General features: G+C 48.5%; 31 protein-coding genes. 4 read left to right on the top strand and 27 right to left on the bottom strand.

Going from position 1 to position 23473, the window contains the following annotated elements; translation table 11 throughout:
* The first annotated feature begins 126 nt into the window (after positions 1-126).
* Positions 127-303: a DUF3950 domain-containing protein gene (locus tag IP581_RS09345; RefSeq protein WP_102005122.1), complete on the top strand. Its 177-nt coding sequence runs from the start codon at positions 127-129 to the stop codon at positions 301-303.
* Positions 304-349: 46 nt separating this feature from the next.
* On the opposite strand, the gene IP581_RS09340 is transcribed toward IP581_RS09345, so the two are convergent.
* The 15 genes from IP581_RS09340 to IP581_RS09270 all read right to left on the bottom strand — a co-directional run bounded on the left by IP581_RS09340 (position 350) and on the right by IP581_RS09270 (position 12480).
* Positions 350-1759, bottom strand: a complete 1410-nt coding sequence (locus tag IP581_RS09340) for a hypothetical protein (protein ID WP_193822373.1) — start codon at positions 1757-1759, stop codon at positions 350-352.
* Positions 1760-1772: 13 nt separating this feature from the next.
* Positions 1773-1997: a helix-turn-helix transcriptional regulator gene (locus tag IP581_RS09335; protein ID WP_193822372.1), complete on the bottom strand. Its 225-nt coding sequence runs from the start codon at positions 1995-1997 to the stop codon at positions 1773-1775.
* Between the two features lies 1 nt (position 1998).
* Positions 1999-3234: a tyrosine-type recombinase/integrase gene (locus IP581_RS09330; RefSeq protein WP_193822371.1), complete on the bottom strand. Its 1236-nt coding sequence runs from the start codon at positions 3232-3234 to the stop codon at positions 1999-2001.
* The gene (locus IP581_RS09325) at positions 3206-3787 is read right to left on the bottom strand and encodes a head maturation protease, ClpP-related (protein ID WP_407659129.1); all 582 of its coding nucleotides are present in this window, start codon (positions 3785-3787) and stop codon (positions 3206-3208) included. The genes IP581_RS09330 and IP581_RS09325 overlap by 29 nt, the downstream gene beginning before the upstream one ends.
* Positions 3714-5222, bottom strand: a complete 1509-nt coding sequence (locus tag IP581_RS09320) for a phage portal protein (RefSeq protein WP_193822370.1) — start codon at positions 5220-5222, stop codon at positions 3714-3716. Before IP581_RS09320 ends, IP581_RS09325 begins: the two co-directional genes overlap by 74 nt.
* Positions 5222-5434 (bottom strand): hypothetical protein, encoded by a 213-nt coding sequence (locus tag IP581_RS09315; protein WP_193822369.1) that lies wholly within the window; start codon positions 5432-5434, stop codon positions 5222-5224. The genes IP581_RS09320 and IP581_RS09315 overlap by 1 nt, the downstream gene beginning before the upstream one ends.
* Positions 5431-7539, bottom strand: a complete 2109-nt coding sequence (locus IP581_RS09310) for a phage terminase large subunit family protein (protein WP_193822368.1) — start codon at positions 7537-7539, stop codon at positions 5431-5433. The genes IP581_RS09315 and IP581_RS09310 overlap by 4 nt, the downstream gene beginning before the upstream one ends.
* Positions 7539-8030 carry a DUF1441 family protein gene (locus IP581_RS09305; protein ID WP_193822367.1) on the bottom strand — a complete coding sequence of 164 codons (492 nt, stop codon included), beginning with the start codon at positions 8028-8030 and terminating at the stop codon, positions 7539-7541. The genes IP581_RS09310 and IP581_RS09305 overlap by 1 nt, the downstream gene beginning before the upstream one ends.
* A gap of 323 nt (positions 8031-8353) precedes the next feature.
* The gene (locus tag IP581_RS09300) at positions 8354-8746 is read right to left on the bottom strand and encodes a hypothetical protein (RefSeq protein WP_193822366.1); all 393 of its coding nucleotides are present in this window, start codon (positions 8744-8746) and stop codon (positions 8354-8356) included.
* Between the two features lie 161 nt (positions 8747-8907).
* Complete coding sequence (locus IP581_RS09295; RefSeq protein ID WP_193822365.1) at positions 8908-9573, bottom strand: hypothetical protein; 666 nt, start codon at positions 9571-9573, stop codon at positions 8908-8910.
* A gap of 106 nt (positions 9574-9679) precedes the next feature.
* Positions 9680-10216 carry a hypothetical protein gene (locus tag IP581_RS09290; protein ID WP_193822670.1) on the bottom strand — a complete coding sequence of 179 codons (537 nt, stop codon included), beginning with the start codon at positions 10214-10216 and terminating at the stop codon, positions 9680-9682.
* The gene (locus tag IP581_RS09285) at positions 10216-10665 is read right to left on the bottom strand and encodes a lysozyme (protein WP_193822669.1); all 450 of its coding nucleotides are present in this window, start codon (positions 10663-10665) and stop codon (positions 10216-10218) included. Before IP581_RS09285 ends, IP581_RS09290 begins: the two co-directional genes overlap by 1 nt.
* Complete coding sequence (locus IP581_RS09280) at positions 10662-10946, bottom strand: phage holin family protein (protein ID WP_193822364.1); 285 nt, start codon at positions 10944-10946, stop codon at positions 10662-10664. Before IP581_RS09280 ends, IP581_RS09285 begins: the two co-directional genes overlap by 4 nt.
* A complete protein-coding gene (locus IP581_RS09275; RefSeq protein WP_193822363.1) occupies positions 10933-11313 on the bottom strand; it encodes a phage holin family protein in 381 nt (126 codons plus the stop codon). The genes IP581_RS09280 and IP581_RS09275 overlap by 14 nt, the downstream gene beginning before the upstream one ends.
* A 99-nt stretch (positions 11314-11412) precedes the next feature.
* Positions 11413-12480 carry a DNA-methyltransferase gene (locus IP581_RS09270; RefSeq protein ID WP_193822362.1) on the bottom strand — a complete coding sequence of 356 codons (1068 nt, stop codon included), beginning with the start codon at positions 12478-12480 and terminating at the stop codon, positions 11413-11415.
* Positions 12481-12769: 289 nt separating this feature from the next.
* On the opposite strand from IP581_RS09270, the gene IP581_RS09265 reads away from it, so the two are divergent.
* Together IP581_RS09265 and IP581_RS09260 are read left to right on the top strand one after the other, a co-directional pair.
* On the top strand, positions 12770-13921 hold the full coding sequence (locus IP581_RS09265) for a nucleoid-associated protein (protein WP_193822361.1): 1152 nt from the start codon (positions 12770-12772) through the stop codon (positions 13919-13921).
* Positions 13918-15135 (top strand): hypothetical protein, encoded by a 1218-nt coding sequence (locus IP581_RS09260; protein WP_193822360.1) that lies wholly within the window; start codon positions 13918-13920, stop codon positions 15133-15135. The genes IP581_RS09265 and IP581_RS09260 overlap by 4 nt, the downstream gene beginning before the upstream one ends.
* Here the strand turns inward: IP581_RS09260 and IP581_RS09255 are convergent.
* The 10 genes from IP581_RS09255 to IP581_RS09210 form a co-directional block, all read right to left on the bottom strand.
* Complete coding sequence (locus tag IP581_RS09255; RefSeq protein ID WP_193822359.1) at positions 15132-15479, bottom strand: antiterminator Q family protein; 348 nt, start codon at positions 15477-15479, stop codon at positions 15132-15134. The genes IP581_RS09260 and IP581_RS09255 overlap by 4 nt on opposite strands.
* Before the next feature lie 14 nt (positions 15480-15493).
* Entirely contained in the window at positions 15494-16486 is a 993-nt protein-coding gene (locus tag IP581_RS09250; protein ID WP_193822358.1) for a DUF968 domain-containing protein, read from the bottom strand.
* Positions 16483-17202 carry a phage antirepressor KilAC domain-containing protein gene (locus IP581_RS09245; RefSeq protein ID WP_407659128.1) on the bottom strand — a complete coding sequence of 240 codons (720 nt, stop codon included), beginning with the start codon at positions 17200-17202 and terminating at the stop codon, positions 16483-16485. Before IP581_RS09245 ends, IP581_RS09250 begins: the two co-directional genes overlap by 4 nt.
* An 11-nt stretch (positions 17203-17213) precedes the next feature.
* Positions 17214-17603: a RusA family crossover junction endodeoxyribonuclease gene (locus IP581_RS09240; RefSeq protein ID WP_193822357.1), complete on the bottom strand. Its 390-nt coding sequence runs from the start codon at positions 17601-17603 to the stop codon at positions 17214-17216.
* Positions 17600-17938: a LexA family protein gene (locus tag IP581_RS09235; protein WP_228007833.1), complete on the bottom strand. Its 339-nt coding sequence runs from the start codon at positions 17936-17938 to the stop codon at positions 17600-17602. Before IP581_RS09235 ends, IP581_RS09240 begins: the two co-directional genes overlap by 4 nt.
* Before the next feature lie 9 nt (positions 17939-17947).
* The gene (locus IP581_RS09230; protein WP_193822356.1) at positions 17948-18826 is read right to left on the bottom strand and encodes a DNA adenine methylase; all 879 of its coding nucleotides are present in this window, start codon (positions 18824-18826) and stop codon (positions 17948-17950) included.
* Entirely contained in the window at positions 18826-19584 is a 759-nt protein-coding gene (locus tag IP581_RS09225; protein WP_193822355.1) for a helix-turn-helix domain-containing protein, read from the bottom strand. The genes IP581_RS09230 and IP581_RS09225 overlap by 1 nt, the downstream gene beginning before the upstream one ends.
* The gene (locus tag IP581_RS09220) at positions 19538-19756 is read right to left on the bottom strand and encodes a DUF4222 domain-containing protein (RefSeq protein WP_193822354.1); all 219 of its coding nucleotides are present in this window, start codon (positions 19754-19756) and stop codon (positions 19538-19540) included. The genes IP581_RS09225 and IP581_RS09220 overlap by 47 nt, the downstream gene beginning before the upstream one ends.
* Positions 19757-19919: 163 nt before the next feature.
* Positions 19920-20495: a YmfL family putative regulatory protein gene (locus tag IP581_RS09215; protein ID WP_193822353.1), complete on the bottom strand. Its 576-nt coding sequence runs from the start codon at positions 20493-20495 to the stop codon at positions 19920-19922.
* A 2-nt stretch (positions 20496-20497) separates the two neighbouring features.
* On the bottom strand, positions 20498-20749 hold the full coding sequence (locus IP581_RS09210) for a transcriptional regulator (protein WP_193822352.1): 252 nt from the start codon (positions 20747-20749) through the stop codon (positions 20498-20500).
* A gap of 73 nt (positions 20750-20822) precedes the next feature.
* Between IP581_RS09210 and IP581_RS09205 the strand changes: the two genes are divergently transcribed.
* Positions 20823-21542, top strand: coding sequence for an XRE family transcriptional regulator (locus IP581_RS09205; RefSeq protein WP_193822351.1), 720 nt, complete (start codon positions 20823-20825; stop codon positions 21540-21542).
* A 369-nt stretch (positions 21543-21911) separates the two neighbouring features.
* On the opposite strand, the gene IP581_RS09200 is transcribed toward IP581_RS09205, so the two are convergent.
* Together IP581_RS09200 and IP581_RS09195 are read right to left on the bottom strand one after the other, a co-directional pair.
* A complete protein-coding gene (locus IP581_RS09200) occupies positions 21912-22370 on the bottom strand; it encodes a hypothetical protein (RefSeq protein ID WP_193822350.1) in 459 nt (152 codons plus the stop codon).
* 369 nt (positions 22371-22739) lie between these two features.
* Complete coding sequence (locus IP581_RS09195; RefSeq protein WP_193822349.1) at positions 22740-23024, bottom strand: hypothetical protein; 285 nt, start codon at positions 23022-23024, stop codon at positions 22740-22742.
* Between the last annotated feature and the right edge of the window lie 449 nt (positions 23025-23473).

The raw sequence follows: 23473 nt of genomic DNA, 5'->3' as shown, positions 1-23473 counted from the left end.
CTTAACGGTTTGTGGTTAGAGGCCCGGATAGTGTTGTCGCACTACTGGGCTTCGTTCATTTCATTCTTGCATTAGCCCTCAATGGTACGTACCATATTCTTTTAGACTACCCAATGGTACGTACCAATGCAAGATAAAAATCCAAAAGCTGCGTTTGAAAGATCAGCAAGCACAAAAAAAAATATTCGATTCGAAGATGATCTTCTTGAACAGATCAATGCCAGTGCAGGAGTTGGAAATTTTAGTGCTTGGGTGAAAGAAGCTTGCCGAGAAAAGCTTCTACGGGAAAACAAAAAAAAATAATTTAAACCTAAAGCTGGGTATGGAAGATTCCAGCTTTAATAGGATATTAATCCGGAATAACCCAAGCCTGTAAAGGTCCAACATGCTTTTGAATTCCGTAAGCGTACTGATTTTGATTATATGGTGCTCCCAAATATAAAATCACATCACACTCCTCTTCTAATTTTTTATAAACGTGATTACTTGAAGCACATGAATACAACAATCCAATTTTCAGCTTTCTATCATTTTTCATTGCATCTACTTTAATAAACTCCCCTTCTTTAAGAGGATCATGAACGGTACAACACCATGCTTTATCTCGTAATTTTTCCACAAGTCCTTTCATGCAGGAATCCGTCAATATAGTGGCACGCAAAAACCAACCATCGTCATTTGTGAGAATAGGCATTTTTGTACCGACTCGAAGGGTTCGCTCAGCCGATTTTAATTTAAAAAACGATTGTGAACTAACTCTAACATTGACATCCTCCCATAAGGAATTTGATTGCTCATTCATCTCAGGATAAAACAATCCAATTTTTGAGACAGGAATCAAATAATACTCTAAAAAAACAACTGCATTAAGAATGCCTATTAGCCTATGAAAGTTTGTTGTCCTTTGCCAGACAAGAGACAATCCATGAGAAAAAATATTTCTATTTAACCCAGACCTTTTATCATAACGATTAGTGTTAACAAAAAAACTATTTTTTAGCCAATCGCCAAAAACCCTGAACATCAAGGCTCGGTCATCAAGTCTGCAAATTGTCTCTTGGCTTGTATATTGTTCATCAACCCATACACCGTTATAAATTTTTGAAAGACAGACTCGATCAATAGCATTATTTATCAACCCCTCGATTCTATCTTTAAGGTACTTACCAGTGACTCTCTGATTGATCACCAATTTTTCTAAGGCACTCTCAACTATTGGAATTAAGGATGCTGTGGCTGACGATTGATAACCTGTATAAAAAGATAATATTGACTCCCTTAAAGTGTTAACATGACTTGAAAGAACATCAGATTCAATAGCTACTTGCTCAACAAAAACACACATATCTGGAATTGTATACAAAGAAGGGAGTGCATATTCAAACTCATCTAGAGCTCTCTCCTTGGAAACATCACATAATCTTAAGGTTCGAGAAAGAACCGAAGAAATACTTCCATTCGAAATATATGGCGGAATAAACCAGTCAATACATTCCCATTTTTTCTTAATTGAAGTCATCCGTAAGTCCCAAGAACTAAACTCCTTCATGTTAGTAGTATAAACTGGAAAAAATGCCAACCCGATACTGCTTTTTATTTTAAAACAATCAATAGCCTTTCCATTACCAATAGAGCCTAGAATTATTTCCGCATCAAATATATGATGACTTTGAAAAAGAGAAAGCAAGGCATTTACATCAAAAATGTTACCCGCTTCTATCTTTCTTGAATATTCTTCCCATATAGCTTTAAAGTTCATATTCCACCTTAATTTATTTCCATTCACCTTTTATCCAAGCTTGCACCTCTGAGAGTCGGTAAGCAACTGCTGATGGCCCAATTTTGATACGCTTCGGAAATTTTCCTTCCTGCTCCATGCGCCAGCGCGTTGAGTTTGAGAGCGTGGTCATAGCACGGCATTCAGGCTCACGAATCATTCGGTCAAGCTCGGGCATATACTGGAGATCTTCTTTTTTCACTTCAGATAACATAGCCATATCAGGCGCTCCTTTTCTTGATCACTTTAATTGTGTTTTCTTCACCCACCAGCCCATCAAGGTAATCAACCCATCGGTCCAGCGCTTCTTGTTTCTGGGGAATATACTTGCTGCGGTTATAAATTCCGGCCACGCCCTTTATGGTGTGTCCCAACAACTGCTCTACTACATAAAAATCGACGCCCATGTCGTTGAGACTTGTTGAGAACGTTCGTCTCAGGTCATGTAATGACCAGCGTTTCTCATGTTTAAGAGAGATAAAGTTTGTGCATCCCATCGCACTGACGGTTGAATCAGATTTCAGTTCACCGAGTATGTATTTACGCCTTTTGGTCTCTTCGTGCAGGTTTACAAGCCACTGACGAATCTTTTGAGGCACAGGGCGAATAATCTCTTCACCGTTTTTACTGTGCTCTTTCGGCACCGTCCAGAGCCATTTATCGAAGTCCCATTCCTCCCATGTTGACAGGCGGGCCTCACTGAGTCGGCATCCAAACACAAGGCACAAAATCGCCATCCGTTTTTTGTAATTCATCACACGGGTTTTACCCTTACAATGAAAGTAAACGCCCCACAGATCGGCAACGTAGCTTTCATCTAGCAATCGCTCTCTCTTGTCCTGATATTTACCGATATCACCAGGGCTCAAGTCATCCAGCACATTGCAACGGACATACTGGCGAACCCGGCAGTATTTAAAGATCTGCTTTAACTCAATCAGCATTGAAGCAGACTGAACCGGCGCAATTTTCTTTACGCGATCAAAACACCTTATCCATTCCGACAGGCCGCATTTATCGACAGGAAACCCGCCGATGTAGGGAAATATGTACCTCTCATAACGGCGATAGAGGCGCACCGTCTCCTTGCGTTTCTCCCTTGCATAGTTATCAAACCAGTAATCAACAGCGTCCTTAACCGTAACAGGTGTGAACAGACTCTCTTTGGTGAGTTTGTTCTCTATCCTTGGATCAAGTCCCTGTGATAGCCATGCCCGGCACTCGTCCCTTTTCTCTCTGGCCTGTTTAAGTGTCATATCTGGATACTTGCCTAACGTCATCCAGACGGGGGCACTCTGTCGGCCTGAATGCCTGAAGAAAAATACAAAACTCACTGCGCCACTGGCGCTGACCCTGACGGACAGCCCTCTTCCATCAGCGACCATTTTTTGACGTTCAAGCGGCTTACCATGCAAAGCCTTTAGCGCCTTATCGCTTAATTTGTTCTCGCCAGCCATAACACCTCATTTTGCAATACACATTGCAATACACATTCACCCGCAACGCCGAGAAACAGTAGAAAAGCAATGCAAACAGCATTTCTTTCATCTTCATAATTAACAATGAGTTAATGGATGAATCTGGTTCTTCATGCGTCCCCATGAGGTAGTGTGATGGATAATGGATCATCATCATGGTGTTTTCCGGCATGATGACCGGGTTACCAACCATCGCAATGACTGACGCCATCGACGCGGCCACACCATCAATGTGAACAGTGATGGACGCACCGTGGTGCTTCAGCGCATTAAAAATGGCGATGCCGTCAAAGACATCGCCACCCGGTGAATTGATGTGAAGATTGATCAGGCTGATATCACCCAGCGCCTTTAAATCGCTGACAAACTGTTTTGCCGTTACCCCCCAGTAGCCGATTTCATCATAAATAAAAATATCGGCCGTACTGCTCCCGCTGGCCTGCATGCGGAACCAGGAGTTACTTTTTGCGCTGGCTTTCGGACGGTGGCGCGCCCGGCTCTTTAACTTCGGCACTGGTGCCTCCTTTATCATTGGAAGGGTCTGTATCAAACACCAGCCCCAGTTCTTTGTTTTCGTCGATTTCAGCTTTGCGACGGGATTTAACGTCATCAGGGTTGCGGCCACTGGCGCGCACCCAGTCAGACTCTGTGGCGGCACCACCCCTGATCTGGGTTTTCCAGGCGTTGGCCTCTTTTACCGGATCAATCCATGGCATCACCGGGCCGGAGTAGACGGCGTTATAGAGCGTGTCCATGTCGACACCACGCGGCACCACAATTTCACCGGATGCCACCGCCATTTTCAGCCAGGCGCGGTACATGGGTCGGGTTACCGCGCCGATAAACCAGTTCTGCAGGATAAGGTAGCCGTCGGTGGACTCCACCAGCTCCTGACGCTGTGCGCTGTACGTCCCGTTGTAATTTCTCGCAGCGCTCGAAAAACTCAGGCGGGTGCCAGCAGCGACGGCGCGCAGCTGACCGTTGCGGAAAGTCTCCAGGTTGGGATTGGGGCGGTCAGATTTAATCATCCCGATCTCTTCACCGGGCTGCAGGTCGTCATACAGCATACCGGGCTGGATCATCAGCTCGCGGTCATCTTTGCCCGTTCCCGCTGAATCATCCTCATAGCTTTGCCCGTCCCCTTTTTTGATATACATACCCAGCGCGGCGGCAATACGGGCGGCAGTCAGCTCTGAATCCTCATACTCTTTCAGGGCACTGAGACGCATCAGCACACCGGAAAGCAGCGAATTGCCGCGGGTCTGGTGCAGTCGCCGGGTATACTTCAGGTGCAGCATGTTTTCCGCATCAACATCCTTGGTGTCGAGCTGTTTCCCGGTAACCGGCAGAATCTTATAGACCTGATAGGCTTTCGGACGCCCCCAGTCATCGAGGTAAACCCCCTGGCTGAGTTTGCGGGATTCATCGCTGTTCATCGGGACGAAATCCGCTTCCAGCGCCTCCAGCCAGAATGGGATCCGAGCTGAGGGTACCAGCCCGTTGCCCGTTCCGCTGACTATCTGGGCGAATACCTCGCCGTCACGCAGCCAGCTGCGAAGCATGAGGCGCTCCAGCATGGGGCGGGTGAACTGGCCGGTGACCTCAGGCTTAACAGACCATTCAGCGAACTTCTTGCGGATATCCACCACCAGTTTTTTTGCTATTTTGCCGCTGTTCATCTTGGGGTGAGGCTCCACCACAATCCCGTTGGCCCCCACGACACGCTCTTCCAGCTTGTCGAAAATGCCGATCACCAGATCGTTGTTATTGTCGAGCCAGCGCGCCTGCTCCCGAAGGGAAACGGCGCCCATCTGGCTCAGCTGGTTAGCGGAGCGATTTTCCCGGCGTGCCTTGTGTGTCCGGGAAGGTTTTGCAGCCTCATAAGCCTGTATTACTGCCCTTGCCCGCAGCCGTGAAGCTTTCCATGCTGGCGAAAAAAGCCCGATTGCATCGTCAAGGATGGTCATCAGAACCTCGCCAGTCTGTAGCCCGGTCTGCCCCGGCGGTTGTTGTTAATCGCAGCAAGTCGACGCTCCCACTCCTGCCGTCCCTTACGGATCTCAGCCAGATTTTCAAAGCTCATCTGCTGCCCGTTAAAGGTGATAGATTTGCCGCCCAGCACCGCCATTTCTGCGTCGGTGTAACGCTGGATCATGGCTTCAATGTCATTCTGGTTCACACCCAGCCTCCTGACGTAACCCACGGGTTTGCTTCTGTTTCGGATTTCGACTTCTTACGCCGGGTTTTAACTACCGGCACGGGATGGGCTTCCGGCGCGGGTGGCGTTTCGCCAGTTTCCGCCGGCGCGTCCTCCAGCCAGGTTTCCCGCCGTGCCCACTCAGGTGCATCCGGCCATTTGATTTTCTCGTAGCCATGAAGGGTCGCCAGCGCGCTGGCATAGACAAGCAGGTCGAAGGCTTCATTCGCGCCGCGCCCCGGTTTGCTCCATTTGCCATCGGTTGATCGCTCCTCATACGTCAGTTCGTCGTAAAACCAGCTGTCTAGCCATTTCGGGAAATGCACATAATTCGGACCAGGGGATTCGCGCCATAAGGCGTTATTAACCTGGTCTTTTAGTGCATCAGTCTGGAGAAGATACAGCGGCACATCACCCGCGGCTTTTGCCCGACGGGTGGACCTGTCAGTGTTATCAGGGAATGTGCGGGTGATAAGTTTTGAGCGTCGAACGCTGTCGCCCTTGAAGAGAAATATCCTTTTACCCAGACCATCCCGGCGGCATTTGCGCCAGAATTTATAGGCATTGTCGGTGACGCCATCCTCACCACCGGAATCGACCGCCATTGCCATCAGTCGCATGCGTTTTTTCGGGTCGCCTGCCAGAGGCCAGGACTTTTCAAACACATCAGAAAGCAGCAAATCCCAGTCCTCGGGATAACTGGCAGGATCAACCGGATAACATTCGCCATCCTGGCGGGTCCGCATGGATTGCCGGATGTTGTAGCGATCGACCAGCCATCGTTCGCCCTGTGCACCATACCCGGTCACCTGAACCACAAACCGACGGGATTTACCGCCCTGAACGTCGACAGTCGCCACAATAAATTCAACACCGTCGGGTACTGCGCGTTTGGGCACATCTTCGGCACGCTGCTCGAGCAGTTCGCTTTTACGCTGTTCAAGACTGGCGCGGGGCAGATAAGGCCTGCCAAAGTCGGTGTTGATCACCGTTTTGAGCGTTTCCTCACTCCGGGTGGCTTCATACTCCTGCTCAGCCGTGAGGAATTTATAAATCATCTGCGCCCACGTCTGGTATGCAGCGGCGGGCCCCTCCATCCAGAACGATGCGATACGTGAACGACGCGGCTCACCATACCGGTTGCCATCCCGGTCTATTTTTTCCCCGTCGCGCAGCCAGACATGCCGGATATTCAGTTCACGCTTCATCTCCGGAGTTATCCTGCCCTTGCAGGCAGGGCACTGGAGATACGCGGCTTCACTTGCCAGAACAGGATCCGCCGTTTCCCTGTATCCGGTCATATTGGCGATTTCTGGCTGGAAATATTCGTGGCAATGCGGACACTGCCAGTACAGGCGGCGACGGTCGCCACGATTAAATAAAGAGAGGATGCCGGTAGTCGGTGGCGCTTCATGCGGCGATGCGGGCCGCCATTTAGTGTCACGAATATCGCGACCGGGCGAGCTTTCTACCAGGGTCATGCCGCTGGACATAAACGTGGTGGTTCGCTTTGAACCGAGTGAAAACGCATCACCTTCCCCGTCAATGTCTTCGGGGAACCGGTCATAATCAGTAAGTGCCACACTTTTATAGTCCGACGACGACATGATATTGACCGATGGCCAGCCGAGTTTCAGGTAGTTACCCGCCCGGAATGTCCGGTCATGGACATTATTGTCATTGCGGCGGGGACTCAGCCGGGCTTTGACTTCCGGACTGCAGCGGAATGTCCTGTCGAGGCGCTTTTTCGAGTGCTCACGCGCTTTCTCCTCGGAAACCTGGATAACCAGCATGTCAGCCGGATCGCAGACAATGTTGTAAACAATCCAGCCATCGATCAGGCCAATGGTTTTCCCGGTTCGGGCGGGTCCGACAAACACCACTGCGTCGTATTCCCGCGATGCCAGGCAATTCATCGGCTCAATAATATAAGGTGCAAGATTTGGATCCCACGGCACAGAGTTACCCGCGCCCATCGGCACACGCATATATGAGCTGACCGCATCGGCCACCTGCATACGACGCGGGGCACGTAAAATGCCGGAGACATCGCGGCGGATCCCCCTGGCTGATGCCCGTTTTGCCATCAGTCCTCCTCTGGCTCTCCCTCCTCTGGTTCGGCGTCCATCACTTTTTGTGCCACCTGGTCGCGCAGATCATCAATAACACTCTGTACGCGCGATACCGCAACCGGCGTCAGCGCGCAGTCGCGCTCAAGAATATCCGGGAGCGTTTCAAGCACCATAACGACAGCTTTCGCCATTAATGAAAATTCCCGTGCAACGTCTTCGGCTGGTATCAGTTGATTTGTGTCGACCTCGAATTTCAGCCGCTCATTTTCAGCTTTCCAGTGAGCGAGCCTGTCTGCTGGCTCCATCTCTTCCACGTTTGCCGTGGAGACGGTCGGGATCATCAGTTCGCAAAGAATGTCTGTGACGAGATAAAGTTTCAGTTTGCTGTTACTTCCGGGTGCCGGGGTGACATTTTTCAGCCGTGCGGCAACCGTCTGCCGGTGGACACCAGTGATACCGGCGAGCTGGTTGATATTGAGTTTTAACGCTGCGATTTCCTGGTCCATGATGATGAACACTTTTTGAACAATTCGACATCATTGAAAATTGAACACCTTAAAAATCAATAAGCTGCCCATATGATGATGATGACTATAAAATGCGAAAACTAGCCGAAACCCGCGGCCACGCCGCCCCGTGGCAGGCGGCCCCGCCGGGAGGACCCATACAAATAACAATGATTATCAATATCATTTATGTGGAATGAGCGCGGGCTCATGACTGAAAGAGTCTCGATTGTTTAGCGCATGCTGAAGCGCAATAAAAAAACCACCAGCGTCAGCCAGTGGTTTAAATTTAGTAGTGACCCATAATGAGCGATTAAAGAAAATCAGAGGTCTAATTTACCAATAATTTGTTTGACTTTGTTATCTAAGTCTAACTTTTTCTTTTTATTCTCTTTATCTTTTTTAACTCTTTCATCAACCATCTCATTGTAAGATACATTTGTTGCTCGGATTAAATGTTGTAATTCAGTCGTAGTTGTAGGTATATCACCTTCACCCTCGATATTAGCCAATGCTGATATAGCGTCATTGCGTTTAAACGTTGGACGAGGCTTGGCATAAAAACTGTTATATCCATCACCGATGAGAGAAGCAAATATATTTTTCCATTCATCATCAACTTCTTCACTTAACTGAAAGACGAAAGTACCGCTTTGTTCATTATAACTTGATTCATCCTGAAGAATATTAATAATCTTAGCAGAGGCATGTTTCATTTTTTTACTCCATTAGAAGAAGGAGTCTTCAGAATAACGTTACCGGTTCAACTAATAAAGCATTATCACAGGCACTCTGTGAATGCCTGCTGTAATGCCCGCGTATCTGAAGAGTGAAAAAACTAACGTAGCGTGATTATAAGCTTCAAATAGATGTTTGATTAAGTACTCTTTTGGGGATGCTTTTGCATTATCCTTTTGGCTTTTCTTTCCTTTTTCCCTATTTCAAATAAGGATCTTGCCCGATTCATTTGTTTGATACTGTTAATGATAGTATTACGCGGATCCCAATCATCTCGTTGAGGTATCTTGTACTTATTTCTTAGTTCACTAACAATTTCGGCAGCTTGTAGGCCAATAGCAGCATACTCCCTCCGTCGTTGTGTAAAATAATGATCTATGTCATCAGGCCCGAAGTTTGGAGAGTTTGCTAGATCCCTCAAGCTCTCTTTGGCTTTCGCGATGCCGACATTTATCCCCTGCAACCTGTACAACATAATTGGTTCAAGGTATTTCTGCTCCCCTTTGACAGAAGATAAATCAAACACTGGATCATTAACTTGAGCTTGATAATCTTCGATCTCAGGTGCGGGGTAGAAGGGATCATATCCTGTATCCCAAGCAAGCTCCCCACAAGTAAAAACAAAATTATCAAGCAAGTAAATTATTTGAACTACTATGTAATTTTTTTCAGTGTGTCGCTTTTGCCTATCGAAATATAAATCTTTAAAAAAGTTGCATAGCAATGGTAGTGAGACAGCAGTAGCAGCACCAATGAAGGAATAAAGTTTTTCTGGACTATTCAAAAAATCAGCTAAAAAAGTCATAGGCTTTCTCAAACGTTACGAACCTATGGAGATTATTACCTACACAACCTCAATTCAATATCTCGTGCCAATACTTTGCCTGATTTCCACACTTGGAGTGGAGTTTTTACTCAGAGATTTTTTGACGGTTTTTTTCTATATCAATGATACCAGCAAAGTTATTATTGCCCTGCTCGATGGTTGCAAGCAACGGCTTAATCCACAGCACTGCCTGGCAATATGTCAGTCCGTGGGTGGAAGCGGCACTATCATAGGCCGTGTCAGACTTGCCGGAATCGGCGTGCATTGCGCTGGCACGTAAACGGTAGGCGTATTCGAGCAACCCGCGAGCAACGTCAGCAGGAACAGGCAGATCACAGGTTTTCTCACGGCGAAGAATCTCCCGGTATTCAATAACGGTTTTTTCGGCATCACCGGCTACCACGGCGTTTGCACTGGCTGCCAGTTGCGCCACCTGGTTAAACCGGTTGATGTTGAATGTCTGAGTGGCAATAACCTGCCCCTGTAATGCGTTGTCGCTCTTAAGGACGTGGTTATCGCTTTCGGCAGTAGACAGGTCTGCTTTAGTAAACGCCAGCAGCGCTACCAGAATGGCAATCACCACCACCGCTGAAATAGAAGTTATCGCGGTCAGGCGGTTCATCATGTACCACCCAGGAACAATTCGCGTTCAGCAGCGCGGCGGCGGGTAAGACCAGCCAGCACCTGCCCGCCCGCTTTGTTCCAGCGAGGGAACTCATCGGCAGCGCCGCGGTAATCGCCTGCATTTAGCTTTTTCAGCAGCGTAGAGGTGGAAAGCGACCGGGTGCCGTGGTTGTAGGCGAAAGAAACCAGCGCATCGAACTGACCCTGCGTCAGTTTCACTTTCACCAGCTTCAATACATCGCTCTCGTAGCTCACCAGTCCGGTGCGCAGCAGCCGTTCTGCTGTTTCCTCTTTGATGGTCATTCCGGCGCGGATTGGTTTCCCATCCACCGGCTGTGTCCAGCCATAGCCGATCGTCCACACGCCCACGCTGTCCTGATACGCCGTCAGCCGCAGACCTTCAAACTGTTTGATGAGAGCAACACCCTTATCGCTGATCTGCATTATTCTGGCCTCAGTACGTGAAAAATCCGGGCTACGTTACCGCGCGCCGCGAATACAGCAGCGCAGATGATGAGATTCATCAGCACGGTCGCCCAGTGGACATGAAAATAGAAATCGAACATGAAACGGAATGGCACAGAGGCATAAGCCAGGATGATCAGATAAGCCAGCCATGACGCCCACCAGTTGTGTCGCCCGCCAGGCTTACGAAACATCATCAGGCGCAGAACGATAGCGGTACTGGTCAGCACGTTGGTCAGTACCAGCGGATCACTTGTTACCATTTGTCCCTCCCCGCCACCTTTGCAGCAGCGACAGTGGATCCTGTTCGCTAAAGAAGGTGAGCGTCTTAATCGCCACCGCGGAAAGCAAAACCGCGCCGAGCGCATCAAGCGGTTTGTCGCTGTAATGGGTAACGCTCGCCAGCATTGAACCCACCAGCCCGGAGCCGTACACGCCAGCGAAGTAAGAAACGATGAAGTAGGCCGAACGGCGGAGAATCGTCAGATCGGCAGCCGTGGCGACATAAAACACGGCACCAGCGAACGCACCGAACACAACGCCGTAATCGGTACCAGTTAACAAGCCATATAAACTGGCACCGGTTAAAGCGCTCGCCGCCGCAGCGGAACCGGAAACAGGTTCGGACATTTAGCCCCCTCGTATATGCTGTGAGTCCTCTCAGAATGAGGGGAATAAAAAAGGCTGCCCGGAGGCAGCCCAAATTGCGGAACCCGATTAAACGAGCCTTTATGTTCCATTATCTTTCGTAATCAACAGTTCTGATACTTCAGCAACAGTTTGATTGAAGCGGTCTGTTTCAAGTTCAACGCCGATCGCGCGGCGGCCAAGTTTCACCGCTTCTTTGACCGTAGAGCCTGAGCCCATAAAGAAATCAGCAATCAGATCACCGGGTCTGCTGCTGGCGTTGATAATGTCCCTGAGCATGTCCGCAGGTTTTTCACACGGATGTTTGCCAGGGTAGAACTGCACCGGCTTGTATGTCCATACGTCCGTATACGGAACCACCGCGGTGACCGCAAAGTGACGCCGTAGTGATTTGTACTCTTCCAGTAGCTCGCAGTATTTACGGTTAAGCGAATGGTACGTGGCCACCAGCTGAGGATGAGGCTTATCCAGTTCGCTCCGCTGATGCTTCTCTGCCGCTATGCGCGTGAACAGCTCCTGCAACTTCAGGTAATCAGATTCGCCCGGTAGTTGCCACTGGCTGGCACCGAACCAGTGCGAAACCATATTCTTCTTGCCGGTGGCGTCTGCAATTTCCTTTGCCGTCACACCAAGTGATGCGCGGGCGCTCCGGAAATACTCAATCAGGGGAGCCAACAGGCTTTGCTTTAGCTCAGTCCCTTTCTGCTCATATCCATCATCTTTAGGTCGGTACGGCCCCAGATAATGTTCGGCGAACAGAATCCGCTCAGTAGCCGGAAAGTAAGCCCGCAGGCTTTCTTTATTGCAGCCGTTCCACCTTCCGGAAGGCTTGGCCCAGATGATGTGATTCAGCACGCTGAACCGGCGGCGCATCATCAATTCGATATCTGCCGCAAGCCTGTGGCCGCAAAACAGATAAATGCTGCCCGATGGTTTGAGGACTCGCCAGAACTGCGCCAGGCAGCCATCGAGCCACTTTAAATAATCCTCGTCGCCTTTCCACTGATTGTCCCAGCCATCCGGCTTGACCTTGAAGTAAGGCGGATCGGTAACAATCAGGTCAATTGAGTTATCAGGAAGGGTTGCTATGTAATGCAGGCAGTCAGCATTGATTAAATCAACACTGTTTAAATTTACAGTATTTTTCATAGATCAGTCAGCGGGACTCTGATAGGCTCACTATGCTTTTGCGCTAAAGCAGTGGGCCTTGGTTCGCTTGTGACCTCAAACATGAGCGAATGGCTGGTCGGGTGCTACAACACCCACCAGCCGCCCATTTCCACAACAAGGAAACCCCGCCGAAGCGAAGTCATAAAATCGTTTTAAGTTCGTGTCCAAGTGACCACTCTTAACAGGTTACGATAGATTTTGCGTACGCGTTAATCTTTTATTATTCTAGATTTTAAGATTTACCCTATTGACACGGAACGCACAAAAAATGACCGATATCACCATTAAGCATGTGATTGTCCACGAGTTATTAAAAGAATCTAACAAAAACTTTGATCATTCTAGGCCTTATAATCTGCGAGATACTGAATTAGATAAAAACAATGCCATAGTCAAGCAGTTAGTCAAAGGGGTGGTGGAGCTATACGGTTCAAAGGGAAATGCGGCGCATTACGGAATTTTCAAGAATACACCGGACGAGCAGGGGCCAGTACCCGGCTTATTTCATCAATATTATCAAGTACATGAATCAGTATCAGAGGACTTTATCCTTCTTTCTAAAGAAATAATGAAAGAAATGTATCATTCGGCACAAGAACAGATCTGGGCATCAGGTGGTTACGTTGTTTTTAGTGATTATGTGTCTTTAGGCTTACGATACTTATTAGTAACAATGATAAAAAAAACAAACGGGGTAACAATTAGCGAGAGATTAGAGCCAGAAGAAATGATCCATCTTGAGATGAATAACATCAATCAAGCAGCTAAAATAAACTTTCATTATTACCATCAATACCAAGAATCTAATGAAGTTCAGCGAACCGAGCTTAGCTATCTAAGCTTTATTAGCAAAACGACAGGTCAATCAGCTGCAGCTTATTTCATTGCAGCTTTGGGATGCGATAAAGGCATAGCATCAGCAGGTGCCACAAGAAAACTACCTAATGAAGTAAAAAAGTTTTTCAAAAAAGACAGAGAAACATCACCTAAAGCTGATCAAATTAGAAATAAAGTTATAAAATATTTAGAAATGCAATTTACTAATGAACTATCAGCAAAGCTTTCCGACATTGAAGCAGTTATAACTGCAGAATTAGCTTTTTTACAAGAGGATAAACGTGAACCAAAAATTCGTGAATTGATGCAATATTTAAACAGCGAAGAAGTAAGAATACCAACAGAATTTGTTATAAATAAAACTTCTTTGGACAAAATAAGGAATGTTATTTTCAAAACCGATCAATATAGTTTCAATTTTGACAAAGATTTGTTAGGCGTAACAACTGATGCTACAATATTTTATGATAATGAAAGTGGCAATCTTACTTTCAGTAATTTGCCAGTTGAAGCTAAAACAAAAATAAGAGCTGCACTCAAAGAAATGAACATAACCTTTTCGAATGACGATACAACAGAATGAGCCAATTAAAATATGTGGTTGAATTGTTTAGATCATCAGTTAATCCATCTTTTGATGGAGTACGAATTGATGCGTCTGCACAATATACAGCCAATATTTATAATATCGTAAAAAATATATTAAGCGATGGTTTTAACGAGGGAACGTTTAGCGATATTGAAATTGACGGCCAAGAAGTATATGATGCTGATGATCTTCCTTTATCAGGAAATATTATTAATTACACATTTAATGTTGCGCGCAGAAGTGCCGAACGCTTCTATAGTTCAAAGAGTGATTTTATTGCAATAAATACGCTTAAAAAAGGTATTATCCCAAGTGATTTCTATATCGTTTCCGATGATTATTTTTCGCATGACAAATCAAAGCCAGAATATATAATTAAAATTGAGAAAATTTGCGCATTAATCACACACCTTGCCAAAATAGCACATTTCCATGATATAAAAACCGATAAAAATGTGAATTTCTATCGCCTTGTGTTTGTTTTACATTCTGAATCCAAATCTTCGACTGCTGTTATTGAAACAAATCTCACTGATGATATGCTTGACATAAGCGAAGATGATTTAAATATTGATCTCATAGCAACACTTTCCAATTCTGACGCAAGCAAAGACAACCATTACATTGAAAAAATAAATACATTTAGAAACACCTTAATTGAATTCATTGCAAATTCTAACAACAACTTCTCTCATATAATAAAAAACTGGAATGAAATAAATAAATTATATAGCAACAACCTTGCTGTTTATATGTCTGCCTTTTCCTTCCATAAATCACGAAAAGAGGTTGCAGAGGCTGAAATCGATTACGCAGAAAAGGTTTCGAAAATATTATCTGAAATCACTAATAAATCCTTGGCAATTCCTATTTCATTAGTAGCTGCAATTTCAATATTTCAACTTTCTGAATCCACTATCGCTTTTGTTGCTTTTTCTGGTGTGTTTTTGACTTCCATTATTACGTCTTTTGTATCTAAATCATTAAAAAAACAACTGAGTCATGTATCTCATGCAAGAGATACACTATTCAGTTCTTTGAAAGACCGGTTAACTAACGAGCAAAATGATCTTAAAAAAAGATTGGATACCGCGACTAGAAATCTTGAAGACAATGAAATATTCTGCATTAGAATTTTGGACCTCATGAATTGCTTAGCATGGATGCCAACCTGTGTTGGCATCATTGCATTAATGTTAAAAATTTAACCTTTTAGCATATATAAAATTCCAAAAATGAATCCCATAGCCGTCTGCAACTCCTTCCTGATCGTCCCATCTGAACACTTCCGTTTCTTTGCAACAGCACGCAGAGATATTCCTATAACGAAGTGGGCAATTACAAGTTCGTACTCTTCAGGCTTATATTTCCGCAATCGCGCTACGCAACCGTCAATCATAATGCCTTCGTCATCGTCGCATTGAATACGTGACTTTTTTCCATAAGGAAGCAGGCCTTTGAAGCCTGCAGCGATCGGCTGCCAATCGACGCCACTGTTATCTGATGCTGCCCAAGCACCCCACATATCCATTACTTCATACATATCACGCATTAGTCATCTCCACTTTACGCAAGCACGCCGATGGCCAGCGCGCGATCTAAAAAACGAAACAGCAGTACAAGCTGGCTGCCATATTTTTCTTCAAATGCCACGGTGTCAGCGTGCAACGCGTCGTGATGCGCTCTGCAAAGCGGGATCACAAACAGGTCGTGCGCCTTGGTACCCATTCCACCGTTACCGTGGCCGATAAGGTGGTGGGGATCGTCTGCCGGGTTGTTGCAGCACATGCATTGCTGTGCTTTAACCCAGCGTGTGTACTTCTCGTTTTCCCAGCGGCGGCGTTTAGGACGCAGCATGAAGGATTCCGGCGTCTCCGGATCGATGCGCAGCGCCAGCACCTGCTTGGCTACTTCCTCAACAATTTCCCGCGCCTGCGGTATGCCAGGCACCAGATCAAGCTCGCGCGATACAGATTTAATGACCGGCTTAGGCATAAGCAGAACCTGCCGGGCGGCTTCCTCCGGCAGCACGTCGGCGAGGCCGTAACGCGCCAGCCACCAGCAAAACTCCGGCAGTGTCAGTGAATGGGAGTCGTCGAAGCCAAGCTCATGGCGGGCGGTCGTGAGGATGTATGCAGCGCAATTTGCGCGGGCAATACCCGCCAGTTGCTCGGTGCTGTGCTCCCGAAGGATGTTGTCGCAATGCCAGCACAACCGGATCGCGCCCGGCGCGTGACGTAGGGTAGTCATGTTCTCTGCGTGCCAGCTTTCGTGTGGCCACTGGCAGCCGGTACCGGATTCAAGCCAGCTTTCAAGGCCGTTAATGCCGCCAGCACGGCGCAACACCGCCTCATTTTCGAATACACCAGCCAGTGCAGGATCTTCCGCCAGCGGCTGCTCTGCTGGTGGCAGTTCACCGTTCGGCATACCTGCCAGGCGCTCGGGTTCGTTCTCAAGCAAAATGCGTCCGCGGCGAAAATACGGCAGGAGGCTAACGCCGGGACGGAACATGACGAGGCCAAGCTCAGTTACCACGACAGGGTTTAACAGCGCCCTCACTCTGCGCCCTCCTTCGCGATATGTGCCGCCCACAGACCGCCAATCCATTGCACACCTTTTGCCGTAAATCGTGCCTGGCTGAATGCATGGTTGTTTTCGCTGCTGGTACCGGTTTTCACCTCGAACCGGCCAAGGGCAATATGACGGTGGCGTGGTGTCAGTGTGCCGCCCAGGCGGTACAGAATATCGTTATCCAGCAGGAAGCAACGAAACTCTGGCTCTTTGGCGTTAAGCAGCTTCGCCACCTGCCTGAATGACATAGAGCCTTTCGCGGAGCAATAACGGTCGACAAATTCCACTTTCGGCGCGGCTACCGCCAGTTCATGTTTAAGCTGTTGCTGCTGTTCAGCCAGATCAGCGGCGAGGCGCAACGCTTCAGGCAATGACGTTGGTACCGGCATAGATTGCTGGCTTTCCAGTTCCTGCCAGCGATCCACCAGGCGGGCGGTAAACTCTGGCGACAACTGAGCCACAACCACATAGCTATCGCGCTTACCTACCATATACACTGCGACCGCCTGCCCGAGGTGATTTCTAACTTCCCCCATTGGGGGGAGTTGGATTGTGCCCTTTGCGGCAAGCCTTTCAATCGACTGCTTCACTTTGTCGTGCCGTGACTGAACCAGATCGGCAATCTCCTGGCTGCTCATTGACAGTTCCTGCCCCGGCATAAATGGCGCAGGGGTGAAAGCTGGTGTTGTGTTCATCTGTTGCATGCGTATCTCCGTTAAGCGGCTGCAACCGCTGTTGGTACAAACTTAGTGATTGTGATCTCCACCATGCCGCCCTGCTGTACCGGTCCCCACTCCACCAGCAGGCGTTTAACCTGGCTGTCGTCCTCCCACACTCCGGCATGTGTCAGCGCGTCAAACAGCGCCTTGTTGTAGTTGTCGATGTCACGGCGGCGCACGTCCGGCGGGTAGAGAATGACTTTCACCGAGGCTGGTTCGCTCGATGGCTTAGGCAGACGGCGTAACTGCTCGATGATTGCCGCGCAGGCGTCGCTCTGGTACTTGCGCCCGGCGGCACTGATAAGGTGACGGCCTTTCAGCGGCCCCTTATTCGGGGCGCGCCAGTAGGTATTCACGCTGGGTGGGAAAGGTAAAATTAGCTTCATGCCGCGGACCCTCTGCGTTTCAGCCATTCATGAGCCAGATCAGCAGAGCTTTCCTCACCCGCCAGGAGCGCGCGGATAATGTCCTCGGCTTCATCAAGCGCCAGCGTGTCGTTTACACCAATCACCTTTATTCCGCGCGCGGTCCCGCTGGCGATCGTGATGTAGCCTTTTTTCACCAGGGCGCGCAGATGTTCAAAAGCAGCATTACCCGACGAGACGCCAATCAGCGCCGCAAGCTCGGTATAGGTCGGCGGGTAGCCGTGCATGTTGTGAAAATCCACCAGCGCATTAAGCACCTGCTGCTGTCGGTCAGTCAGTGGTTTACGGTCTTCCACGGTTCCCCCTCAGAGAATGGCCACGATGTCGGTGGCGGTTTCGCGCGTGCTGCCTTTGCTCGATATGGCGCGGCGGGCGCTGACGTGGTGCAGGTCGAAGCCATGCCCCTTGTAAAGCTCGATGATGCGAGGCGCGGTGGAATTGCTGATCACCACTCTGGCGCCACGCTGATGCGCAGCAACACAGCAGCGCGCTAACTCCTGCTGGTCGTTCCATGTAAAACCCCCGGCGGCATAGTTGGTAAAACCGGCGGTACCGGGCATCGGTTCATACGGAGGATCGCAGTACACAACATCGCCCTCACCTGCCAGCGCCAGCGTGCGGATATAACCGGCATTCATGAACACGCAGCGGCGCGACATTGAGACGAAGGCGTTTATCTCGGCTGCGGGAAAATACGGAGCACGGTATTTGCCATAGCCGACATTGAAACGGCCTTCGCGGTTGTAGCGGATCAGGCCATTAAAGCAGTGGCGGTTGATGTACAGGAAGGCGGCAGCACGCTCAGGGCCGGACATGCTCTGGTTGTTGAACTCTTCGCGACAGGCGATATAGCTGCCTTCATCGTTCAGCTTTTCAAAGAATCCCCTGGCCCACTCGGTTACCAGATCCGGAACCACGGTCAGCATCTGGTACAGGTTGATCAGATCAGCGTTTACGTCCGCCAGCAGGAAGCTTTCATGCTTATCTGAGTTGAGGAATACCGAACCGCCGCCCACAAATGGCTCAATGAGTCGTTTACCAGCCGGGATGAGGCGATCCAGTTCCGGCAGCAATGAATACTTGCCACCAGCCCATTTAAGGAACGGGCGCTGCCATATGCGCGGTGCCAATTCTGACGCTACGGTTGCGGCTTCGATGCCAATGTCTACAGACCCACATTTCATTAGTTCACCACCCGAAAACCAGCAGGCCGCTGAGAATAATCAGCATCGGCATAGCTGCCCGGGAATAATGGGTCTTGCCGGGTACCTTTAGATGCTGGGATCAGCCATGCATCTTCGAAATGACGGTCTGGACCAAAGAACGTTCTCGCCTGTTTGACAAACTCGGAACCCGCCTTTCCTGTCTGGCTAACAAACATCGCATAGCGCTTGAGGCCCTCCAGCATGTCATGTGGCGCCACACCTTCCCTCACGCGCGCCTCCCACGCTTTCAGAGCCGCACTTTTCGAATTCCCACCTGCACGCTTCGGATATAACGCCCAGGCCTGTTCAAATAAGTTATCAGTGACTGATTCTTTGACTGGTTCAGATAAGTGACTGATTCCGGGTGCAGCTCCTGCACCACTAACCGGTGCAGCATTTACACCACCTGGTGCAGCAGTTTCACCACATGCCGCAGGATGTGCACCAGAGGGTGCAGCATTTGCACCAGTGCGCAGGTTGAGGGTGTAAACGTTTGTGCGGTTCAGGCCGTTAGAAGATTTGCGCTCCTCAACAGACACGAGACCATCTTGAACTAACTGTTTGATATGGCTTTGCACAGAACGTACTGACATTTCGCACTGCTCTGCGATATATGGGACGGAGGGCCAGCATTCGCCCTGGTCACTGGCGTTATCGGCAAGTTTGATCAGCACGAGCTTGCGAAGTGGATTACCCACCTTCGCTTTCATGGCTCTTACCATTAATTCCATGCTCATCTGGACCTACCTCAATCTCTCTGTAGTCGCGCTTAAAGATATGGAGCGGGCTGAAGCATTCATGCTCATAACCTTGCCGCAGGTAGATAACGCGCTGTTTTTCTGGCTCCCACCGGATAACCCGTACCGGGATTCCGTAGTGGTCTCTGAATCTGCGGTTGATTTCGCGCATAGCTGCTTCGCCTTCCGGTAATACACCCCCACGATAGCCGCCGCCCGACTGTGGTTACATGACACCCAGCGGTTTGATAATCTGCGCTCATACCGAAACAGAGGAGCGCCCGGAACGGGGATCATCCTCAGTTGCGGTAAGCGGCTTTTAGCCGTTAAACTGTTCATGCGTTGGTATCTCCACTACGATCGACACGCCGCGACGCCGGGAGCTGCAACTCGCCGGCGTCAACCTTTTCTGGCGCGCAGAAAACACGAAACAGCAGCGTTAAATGCTCCTGCCACTTCGCCATCACCTGATAGCTGTTCTCTTCGATTTGCTCGCGTTCCGCCTGGTCAATAACCCCGTCAGCAGTTGCCTTTCTGAGATAGGTTGAGTGCTTGCCGATCCACTCGATTGATTCCATCAGACGCTGATTGATGTCGGCATTGTCGATGTCATCAACCTCCACCAGCGGAACGAATACACCACCAGCATGACGAGCCATTGCGTTGCTGACGTGGTGTTTACCGCCAGCGCTTTGAAGTACCAGCGCCCAGCCAAGCGGAAAAATCTGATCGCCGTCTGCCCTCAGGCGGTTAAACAGTGGGTCCGTTGATGGAGTAACGTCATCGGGTTTATAGATACCCAAAATTTCTGCGGCTTCTTCATAGCCGCCAGGTAGTTCAGCAATAGTTCGCCTGATTGCCGCAACCAGCCATGCTGGTTGTTTTTCTGCTTTTTGGTGTTTATTGCCCACGGTTAACCCCTTGGTTCTGTGGTTTCAGGTAAACCATCACCTGTGTTTGGATAGATATCAGGGCGCAACTGATGCGGAGTGAAAGACCATTTACCCATCTCACAGAGTTGGATTACACGCTCTGAGGGAACCTGTTGGTTAATGATCCAATTCGCTACTGACTGAGGGGACTTAAACCCAAAGCGGCGTGCCACTTCAGATAGAGACGGGCCAGCTGCTTTCACTGCTGCTTCGGTGATGTTTGGCTTAGACATATTCACTCCTGATAATAGGTTCAGAGTGAATATTGCTACTTAAAGTAGAATAAATCAACTACTCAAAATAGAAATGACGATACTCGATGATGCTTGTACTCTTCTACTTATGGTAGAAGAAATTAAATATAGCGACTTCGCTAGCAGATTGAACTTATTGATAACCAATAAGAATATTTCTGTTACAGACCTTTCTAAAATAAGTGGTGTCTCTTATGAGATGGCGCGGCGTTATACCATGGGTACGGCAAAACCTAGGGACGAGAAGATGGTTAAGATAGCTGATGCTTTGGGCGTGTCCGCTGCTTACCTTGATTATGGAGTGCCGGAACTGAATTCTAGAACCACCTCTAAGAACATTGTAAAACTTCAGCATTTAGATGTATTTGCTTCTGCTGGGAATGGATTTATAAACAACACGTTCCCCGAGCTAATCAGCTCAATAGAAGTACCAGAGAGCAAGGTTTATGAACTATTCGGCAGGCGTTCACTTGAAGGTGTAAAGCTAATCAACGTCGATGGTGACAGCATGATGCCAACGCTATGCCCTCGTGATCTTCTTTTCATTGATACCAAAATTGACCATTTTACAGGTGATGGTATTTACGTTTTTAACTTCGAAGATTCTACATTCGTCAAAAGATTACAGAAGGTTAAGGGTAGAAAGCTCGCAGTCCTATCTGACAATGAAAAGTACCCACCGTTTTTTATTGAACCTCATGAAATGAATGAACTTTATATATTTGGCAAATTAATTAAACACTTACCACTAAAATTCAACGACTTCGCATAACCTCCTCTCTTCAATACCGGCTACTGCCGGTTTTTTATTAAATAAATTCCCAACATTTTCATGCTGTTAGTTTTCATTCAAAAAGCACATCTCACATTTCTACTTTTTGTAGTTGATTTTATCTACTTTAAGTAGCAATATCATTTCATCAACAGCGAACAGGCAGGACGCCCACGAAGTAGCCGCCCGGGGCGTATGAAGACCGGGATGATTCGCGGGAAATAAAAAGCGCCCCGCAGGACGCTTTGCTCTTTAACAATCTGGATAACCAACAACGATTAAGCCTGCTGCTTAGGTGGATTCGGCTTTATTGGTTGCGGAGGTCTTGGGTTTGATGGCTTATGCCCACCAGCTCTTTCAACCATATGTTTACCTCGGAAGATCTCCAGCGAACCACGCAGCGAGTTTTTCTTCTTTAGTGAGTAATCGTGTGGTGTCTGACAACTCCAACGCAATAGTTGCTCTTTTTTGCGCGGGTAATTCTAGACATCCCCATGGTTTTGAGTCGGAGTTTTGAAGGCGTTTAAAACGCTCAAACAACTCTTCATCACTAAGAAAGCTCTCGTCTGTGATGAGTTCAAGATACAGGCGAGCTTGCTCAGCAGCCACACCCGATGCTCTGGAAAATTGGAATACAACCTGGCCTATTGATAAGGCGGCCACAAAGGCACCGAACCAAGCATAACCAGACACGGAAACAAATATTCCACACCCCGACAGGATGATCAGAAAAGTCATTATTCGATCAATGCGTCCCGTTGAGGTCGCAAACATTTTTTCAAGGTAATACGAATAGTGAATATCGAACACCAGTTCATGTCGGGACATGTCTCACCTCAGTCAGAATTATCAGGTTTTGGCGGTGGTTCAGGCCTCTTGTAAGGAGGCATGTGCCGCTTTTCATAGTCATCGCACTGCATAAAAACTCCTTTCGTTGTTGGGGATATCCAGATTAACCGAATCCTCGTTGTTGGGGAATGACCAGGATCCACCGAGCCTGATGTGGTGAAAAGACAGGCAAAAAAAGCAGTACGGCGTATGGCACATGCGTCGTTAGCGGTCCGGGGATTCCTTTGACAGTATCCCGATCCAGCGGGTAGCCGGAATGTGCAAGCCAGCCCCGTACTTCGGCCTGAGCGATTCACCATCGTGGCGATTCGGTGTGACCACCGGGAAGAGTCCGGTAAAACGCGGCGGCTAAAAGTGTGCTCTCGGATAGCTAAGGATTTCGATAACGGTGTGGCGGGCCTGCTCGACGCTCTCAGTGTAACCGGGAATTTCGACGGGAGCCTCCCTGATGAAATCCACAGCATCATCGGTGCTGATGGTGCCGTCGGTAATAAGAGCAGAGATTAGCGCAACGGTAAATTCAGACCGTGCGACGAGGTTAACAACATTTTTCTCAGCTACTGCCTGCGCCTCTTTCAGGCGGGCAATTTCAATAGTAAGTTGATCGATTTGTTGCTGCAGCGCCTTGTCCATGTTCGAAGCCTATCTGGTTGTGTGAGAACACCAGGATACCACCGAGCCTGATGTGGTGAAAAGACAGGCACACAACATGAAAGCGCACTCCTTCTCTTATCAGTTATGGGTGGCAGGTGTGATTAAGCGGGAGTGCGATTCCAGTTGTGATGTTCGCAAGCGCGATGCAGTGCCGGCCGACGCAAAGACCCGGAAATCGGCTGAGTAGCAGCAATTGGCTACCAATACCTAAAACAGAGCGGCGGGAGGTAAGCGGAAGTAGCGCCCCGGTGTCAAAATATTACAACCATATGAGGAAGTCGCTGCGCTGTCCTTTATGGACATCAGCACCGGAAGGCAACCGGGAACTATAAAAATGCCAACTGGTAGTTATTTGGCGGCGTCCGATCTTTCCCGTGAGGGCGCCGCAATTTTTTCACATAACTGTAAGCGCGTTCCGGCCTCTTCCC

The sequence above is a fragment of the Kosakonia pseudosacchari genome, from assembly GCF_015167415.1.
Lineage (GTDB): Bacteria > Pseudomonadota > Gammaproteobacteria > Enterobacterales > Enterobacteriaceae > Kosakonia > Kosakonia pseudosacchari.
Note: the sequence above shows the minus strand (reverse complement) of the source record. Positions and strands in the feature narration are given on the sequence as shown.

Excerpts from the sequence above, each read along its gene's own strand:
- IP581_RS09290 (WP_193822670.1), bottom strand. The coding sequence starts at position 10,216 with ATGAACCGCCTGACCGCGATAACTTCTATTTCAGCGGTGGTGGTGATT.
- IP581_RS09295 (WP_193822365.1), bottom strand. The coding sequence starts at position 9,573 with ATGACTTTTTTAGCTGATTTTTTGAATAGTCCAGAAAAACTTTATTCC.
- IP581_RS09310 (WP_193822368.1), bottom strand. The coding sequence starts at position 7,539 with ATGGCAAAACGGGCATCAGCCAGGGGGATCCGCCGCGATGTCTCCGGC.
- IP581_RS09275 (WP_193822363.1), bottom strand. The coding sequence starts at position 11,313 with ATGTCCGAACCTGTTTCCGGTTCCGCTGCGGCGGCGAGCGCTTTAACC.
- IP581_RS09280 (WP_193822364.1), bottom strand. The coding sequence starts at position 10,946 with ATGGTAACAAGTGATCCGCTGGTACTGACCAACGTGCTGACCAGTACC.
- IP581_RS09335 (WP_193822372.1), bottom strand. The coding sequence starts at position 1,997 with ATGGCTATGTTATCTGAAGTGAAAAAAGAAGATCTCCAGTATATGCCC.
- IP581_RS09330 (WP_193822371.1), bottom strand. The coding sequence starts at position 3,234 with ATGGCTGGCGAGAACAAATTAAGCGATAAGGCGCTAAAGGCTTTGCAT.
- IP581_RS09205 (WP_193822351.1), top strand. The coding sequence starts at position 20,823 with ATGACGATACTCGATGATGCTTGTACTCTTCTACTTATGGTAGAAGAA.
- IP581_RS09225 (WP_193822355.1), bottom strand. The coding sequence starts at position 19,584 with ATGAGCATGGAATTAATGGTAAGAGCCATGAAAGCGAAGGTGGGTAAT.
- IP581_RS09270 (WP_193822362.1), bottom strand. The coding sequence starts at position 12,480 with ATGAAAAATACTGTAAATTTAAACAGTGTTGATTTAATCAATGCTGAC.
- IP581_RS09300 (WP_193822366.1), bottom strand. The coding sequence starts at position 8,746 with ATGAAACATGCCTCTGCTAAGATTATTAATATTCTTCAGGATGAATCA.
- IP581_RS09305 (WP_193822367.1), bottom strand. The coding sequence starts at position 8,030 with ATGGACCAGGAAATCGCAGCGTTAAAACTCAATATCAACCAGCTCGCC.
- IP581_RS09340 (WP_193822373.1), bottom strand. The coding sequence starts at position 1,759 with ATGAACTTTAAAGCTATATGGGAAGAATATTCAAGAAAGATAGAAGCG.
- IP581_RS09220 (WP_193822354.1), bottom strand. The coding sequence starts at position 19,756 with ATGCGCGAAATCAACCGCAGATTCAGAGACCACTACGGAATCCCGGTA.
- IP581_RS09200 (WP_193822350.1), bottom strand. The coding sequence starts at position 22,370 with ATGTCCCGACATGAACTGGTGTTCGATATTCACTATTCGTATTACCTT.
- IP581_RS09325 (WP_407659129.1), bottom strand. The coding sequence starts at position 3,787 with ATGATAAAGGAGGCACCAGTGCCGAAGTTAAAGAGCCGGGCGCGCCAC.
- IP581_RS09255 (WP_193822359.1), bottom strand. The coding sequence starts at position 15,479 with ATGCGTGATATGTATGAAGTAATGGATATGTGGGGTGCTTGGGCAGCA.
- IP581_RS09210 (WP_193822352.1), bottom strand. The coding sequence starts at position 20,749 with ATGTCTAAGCCAAACATCACCGAAGCAGCAGTGAAAGCAGCTGGCCCG.
- IP581_RS09195 (WP_193822349.1), bottom strand. The coding sequence starts at position 23,024 with ATGGACAAGGCGCTGCAGCAACAAATCGATCAACTTACTATTGAAATT.
- IP581_RS09345 (WP_102005122.1), top strand. The coding sequence starts at position 127 with ATGCAAGATAAAAATCCAAAAGCTGCGTTTGAAAGATCAGCAAGCACA.
- IP581_RS09245 (WP_407659128.1), bottom strand. The coding sequence starts at position 17,202 with ATGCAACAGATGAACACAACACCAGCTTTCACCCCTGCGCCATTTATG.
- IP581_RS09320 (WP_193822370.1), bottom strand. The coding sequence starts at position 5,222 with ATGACCATCCTTGACGATGCAATCGGGCTTTTTTCGCCAGCATGGAAA.
- IP581_RS09260 (WP_193822360.1), top strand. The coding sequence starts at position 13,918 with ATGAGCCAATTAAAATATGTGGTTGAATTGTTTAGATCATCAGTTAAT.
- IP581_RS09240 (WP_193822357.1), bottom strand. The coding sequence starts at position 17,603 with ATGAAGCTAATTTTACCTTTCCCACCCAGCGTGAATACCTACTGGCGC.
- IP581_RS09265 (WP_193822361.1), top strand. The coding sequence starts at position 12,770 with ATGACCGATATCACCATTAAGCATGTGATTGTCCACGAGTTATTAAAA.
- IP581_RS09230 (WP_193822356.1), bottom strand. The coding sequence starts at position 18,826 with ATGAAATGTGGGTCTGTAGACATTGGCATCGAAGCCGCAACCGTAGCG.